This window comes from Paenibacillus sp. A3M_27_13 (genome assembly GCF_024213315.1).
GTDB classification, from domain to species: Bacteria; Bacillota; Bacilli; order Paenibacillales; family Paenibacillaceae; genus Paenibacillus; species Paenibacillus polymyxa_B.
The window spans coordinates 1-5,550 of sequence record NZ_JANAVE010000018.1; the positions used below are offsets into that span (position 1 = coordinate 1).

The 5,550-nt window shown below is 55.0% G+C and carries 1 protein-coding gene and 2 pseudogenes; all 3 read left to right on the forward strand.

The annotated features are described in order from the left end of the window. Positions 1–2,034 (forward strand): SDR family oxidoreductase (locus tag NLX82_RS27335; RefSeq protein WP_254349305.1); only part of this gene is annotated, 2,034 nt, incomplete at its 5' end. A gap of 31 nt (positions 2,035–2,065) precedes the next feature. Further along, positions 2,066–2,149, forward strand: a pseudogene (locus NLX82_RS27985) (hypothetical protein); the annotation flags it as partial. 891 nt (positions 2,150–3,040) lie between these two features. Beyond that, a pseudogene (locus NLX82_RS27340) lies at positions 3,041–5,550 on the forward strand (type I polyketide synthase); the annotation flags it as partial.

Consider the following 5,550-nt stretch of genomic DNA (forward strand, 5'->3'; position numbering starts at 1 on the left):
GAGCGAGAGCAGGTGAAACTGGAAGCGATACGCGGACGTTGCGGTCGGAAGGTGAGCAAAGAGGCGTGCTATGCGGCGCTGGAGGAGCTGGGTCTTTGCTACGGAGCGAGCATGAGGTCGGTCGTAGCGGTGTGGACAGGAATGGACGAAGGGCTGGCGGAGCTGAGGCTGCCGGAGGCGGCGGAAAGTAGCTGTGGGGAGTATGTACTGCACCCGGGACTGCTGGACGGAGCGTTGCAGAGCTGTATGGGATTGGCGCTGGGCGAGGAAGATCAGCGGGTAATGTTGCCCTTTGCGCTGGAGAGTCTGGAGGTGCATGGGGAGCTGAGCAAACGGATGTGGGCGTGGATCCGGCGGCGGAAAGGAGGAGTCGGCACCGGGAAGCTGGACATCGACCTGTGCGAAGAAGGTGGTCGGGTCTGTCTCCGGTTGTCCGGATTGATGGTACGGGCCGCTGCTGCCGGAAGTGGGAACCGGGAGCCTGACTTTGCTCAGGAGCCGAAAGAACCGCAACTGATCGGCAATATAATGCTGACGCCTGTGTGGGAGTCTTCGCTGATCCAATCGGGAGAACACTTTCCGGCGCCTGGCGAGCGGGTAATGGTCATAGGCGGAACCACAAGCCAATGGGCAGGAATTCGGGAACGCTGCCCCGGCGCATCCCGCATGGAGATTGTTTCCGATGATTCCATGCCTATCATAGGTGGAAAATTGGCCACTTGCGGCGTTGTGGATCATTTCATCTGGATCGCTCCTTCGGATGGCGATACCACATTCAAGCCAGAGGCGGTAATTGCTGGGCAGAAGTCGGGTGTCCTGCTGTTGTTCCGGTTCATCAAAGCCTTGCTTTACGCAGGGTATGGGGCCAGAAAGCTAGGCTTCTGCATCTTGACTGTGAAGACGCAGCATATAACTTCTGATGAGCTGATTGATCCGACCCACTCCGGCTTGCACGGCTTGGCCGGTTCGTTAGCCAAAGAATATCCTCACTGGAATATCAGGCTAGCCGATCTGGAAACAGAAGAAAACTGGCCGTTCGACGAGTTGTTTGCCCTGCCCCCGAATGCAGAAGGACATCTGCGGACATATCGGGGAGGCCAATGGTATGAACAGCATCTTATGCCTGTCCGGCAGGAGATTACAGAGCACCGTCTGTATAAAACCGGGGGTGTCTATGTAGTCATTGGGGGCGCTGGCGGCATCGGGGAAGCCTGGAGCGAGTATATGATTCGCAGCCACCAGGCTCATATTGTATGGATTGGGCGGCGGCCGAACGATGCGGTTATCGAAGCCCAGATCAGGCGCTTAGGCGCTTTGGGGCCGGCACCACGCTACATCTGCGCCGACGCAGCTAATGAGGCGTCGCTGCGCGAAGCCTACAGGGAGATCAAGTCGATTCACCCAGCGATTCATGGGTTACTCCACTCCGCTGTCGTGTTGCTGGATCAGAGCCTGGAGCGGATGGACGAGGAACGGTTCAGCGCCGGGCTTCTGGCGAAGGTTGATGTCAGCGTGCGGATGGCGCAGGTATTCAGAGATGAGCCGCTGGAAATGGTTTTATTCTTTTCATCATTTATGTCCTTTACAAAAGCCCCTGGCCAAAGTAACTATGCGGCGGGTTGTTCCTTTTCCGACGCCTTCGCCCACCAGCTCGGCAAGTGGTGGACATGCCCAGTTAAGGTGATGAACTGGGGATATTGGGGCAGTACCGGTGTCGTGTCGGCACAGGGTTACAGGGACAAGATGGCACGTACGGGAATCGGCTCCATAGAACCGATGGAAGCATTTGAAGCACTTGAGATATTGCTGGCCGGATCAGCTTCGCAAGCGGCGCTAATTAACACGACGAAGCCTCTGGTTCTTAAGGAGTTATGTGCAGATGAATGGGTTGCCTTTTATCCGGACCAAGTGCCATCGGCAGTGCCACACCTGCCGGATCTTAAGGCGGCTATTTCAAAACAAGGAGGAGAGATTGGTGACCGGGCCAGATATGGAAATGAAGATACAACACCTTTTACGATCAACCCTGTCTGAGTTGCTCCAAGTAAAGCCTGAGCAACTCGATATGAATTTTAATTGGGAGGAATATGGATACGATCCGGTCGTCTGGGGCGAATGGGTCAGACGTCTGAATGAATCGCTGGGGCTGGATTTATCACCGGCTGTTTTTCATGAATATCCGAATTTGCAAGCGCTGACGCAATATTTGCTCCAGATACAAGGAACTCCGTCCATTGATGTCCTAATAGCTTCAGGTGATGTCCGCACGGATTATGGGGAGAAGGCAGACAACGGGCCGCACAGCACCGAATGGCTGGCCGGGATGCTTGCCGAAGCGGTTGCCGGCTATGTGCAGCGCCGTCTGGATCTGGATAGCTCGTCCCGTGTTCATATTTTGCAGATCGGTCAACTGACAACAGCGGAACTTTCCTTGCTGCTGCAAAAGCTGCTCCCCTTCAATACGCAGATTGCCGAGTTTTGCTGTACCGGTTCGTCGGAGGGCCATTTCCTGCGGATCGAACCGGGACTTGATTCCGTTTGCCCATTTCTGAGGTTCCGCAGTCTAGAGCGGCATATGCCTTTTATGGATCAGCAGTTATCGCCGGGCGGCTATGATCTTGTGATTGCCCGGGGAAAAATAACCGACCTGCAACATGTTCAGCAGATGTCGCGCGAGGCAAAGATCGTTCTGAAGAAAAACGGTGTGCTGCTGTGGGAGGATAGCGGGAGCCTTGCACCGGATACGGATGATGCAAGCGGCGCGGAAGCCTTCAATACAGAGAGCGCCGACCGTATCCGCAGCCTGCTGACTGGTACAGGGTTTCGAAATATCGGCATGGCCGGCTGTTCGCCAGGCCCCGTCCTGCTGGTGGCGGAAAGCGACGGTGTGGTGCGGATGAAGCGCAAGAGCCTTTCTGTCTCACCAGAGGCAGTGTCCTCGGATGCACTGAATTATAACAGCAATTTGCCGTCCCGCAGCGAAGCCGCTGATCCGCGTTTGGTCCAGTACGGCAGTGAAGAAGAGCATACTATTGAACATCTGCAGGACAGAAGCCGTCAATATTTAAAAGATCTGATTTGTGAAGCTTTGAAAATTTCGCCGCAGCAGATCGACTCCGCCGAACCGTTCGAGAAGTTTGGCATCGATTCGATTATGGTCATTGAATTGGCTGCTGCATTGCGGAAGGTGTTCAGCAATATCAGCAGCACATTATTTTTCGAATATCCGACAATCGATAAACTGGCAGATCATTTGCTGCAGTCTCAGCGGGAGCGTTTCTTGGAACTGCATGGCGTTGGAATAGCAGATTCGCCGAACGGCACAGTGGGGGAAGAAACGGTCAATGCCGATCCTGCTATGAGTTCGGAACACTCCGGCAACCGCTTTTGGAAGGGGCTGGATACGCCTTTTGCCAAGCGCCAATCCTCACTGCCGGATACCTCTCGAGATGTGGCGGTCATCGGATTGGCCGGCCGCTACCCAGGGGCTGATGATGTGCATGAATTTTGGGCGAATTTGCTGGCCGGCAAACATAGTATTTCGGAAATTCCCCCGGAACGTTGGGATTGGAAAGCTTATTATGCGGAGGAAAAAGGGAAACCCGGCGCCATGTACACCAAATGGGGCGGCTTTATCCGGGATATAGACGCCTTCGATTCGCTTTTTTTTCATATATCGCCTGCGGAAGCCGAACGGATGGACCCACAGGAAAGGCTGTTTCTCGAGGTGGCCTATGCAAGTGTGGAGGATGCGGGATATACGCCGTTGACCCTCGAGCACAGCCGAAAAATCGGTGTTTTTGTCGGCGTTATGAACGGAAACTATCCGACAGGGTCCAGTTATTGGTCCATCGCCAACCGTCTGTCCTATCTGTTTAACTTTCAGGGGCCAAGCCTAGCAATCGATACGGCTTGTTCCTCTTCACTGACTGCTATTCATCTTGCACTGGAGAGCCTGCACAGCGGTTCCTGTGAATGTGCGATTGTGGGCGGAGTCAACTTAATTGTCGATCCGGTACATTACTTGAAACTCAGTGCGATGACGATGCTGTCCTCCGGGGATAAGTGCAAAGCGTTTGGAGATGAAGCAGACGGTTTTGTGGACGGAGAGGGTGTTGGGGCTATTGTTTTAAAGCCTTTGGCCAAGGCACTCAGTGATGGTGACCATATCTATGGTGTGATTAAAGGAAGCATGATCAACGCTGGAGGCAAAACTCACGGCTATACGGTGCCTAACCCAAATGCACAAGCAGAAGTAGTTGCAGACGCCTTACGGCGAGCAGGTATTCATGCCCGTGAAGTCAGTTACATCGAGGCACATGGCACGGGAACCGCGTTGGGTGATCCGATTGAGATTGCGGGTCTGGTGCGAGCATTCAAGGAAGACACCGAGGATACACAGTTTTGCGCCGTCGGTTCCGTTAAGTCGAACATTGGCCATTGTGAGAGTGCCGCTGGTATCGCTGGCTTAACGAAAGTGCTGATGCAATTCAAATATGGTGTAATCGCGCCTACCCTTCACTCCGGTACAGCTAATCCGGAAATTTCTTTTGAGCAGACACCGTTCTACCTCCAACATGCGTCGGCGGAGTGGAAGCGCCCTATGCTTCACATCAACGGAAAACTGGCGGAAATCCCGCGTATTGCGGGCATTTCTTCGTTCGGCGCCGGAGGGGCCAACGCGCATTTGATAATTGCAGAACCCCCGCTCCTGGATGAGAAGCTAAATCGTATGCGGTCTTCGCCTTTGCAGCCGGCTCTTATTGTGCTATCGGCAAGACAAGAGGACCGCCTTGTCATACAGGCCTCACAACTGCTCCGGACACTGCGGGAGCAGAACTGGCAAGATGATGAATTGGCCGATGTGGCCTATACGCTACAGACAGGGCGCGAAGCGATGGATGAGCGGCTGGGAATGATCGTCTCATCTGTCGAACAATTGGAGAATGCCTTGCAGGCTTTTGTGCAAGGGGAACAACAAAAGGGGCATCTGCACCGTGGACAAGTCAGCCGAAACAAGGAAGCGTTGGCCGTATTTGCCGATTCCGAACTGCGCGACACGGCGGAGCAATGGATTCGGCTTGGCAGATACGGCAAACTCCTGGAATGGTGGGTGCGCGGGGGAGAGGTAGACTGGAGCAAGCTGTACGGGGAAGCCACACCACGGCGGATCAGCCTACCTGGATACCCGTTTGCGCGGGAGCGGTATTGGACGAGCCGGCGTGCGGGAAGTGCGTCGGAGGCCGAGGCAAGACATACGTCCGTGCTGCATCCGTTGGTACAGCGGAATACGTCGGATTTGACGGAACAGCGGTACAGTTCACGGTGGAGCGGCGAAGAACTCTTCTTGAAGGATCATGTGGTACAGGGGCGGAAAATGCTGCCGGGGGCAGCCTATCTGGAGATGGCGCTGCAAGCGACGCTGCTGGCTGCCGGGACGGCGGGGCATGAGGCGGAGCAGGGCGTGCGGCTACACGGGGTGGTATGGCTGAAGCCGTTCACGGTGGAAGAAGGAACGGAGCAGGAACTGCACATCGCACTGACGCCGGA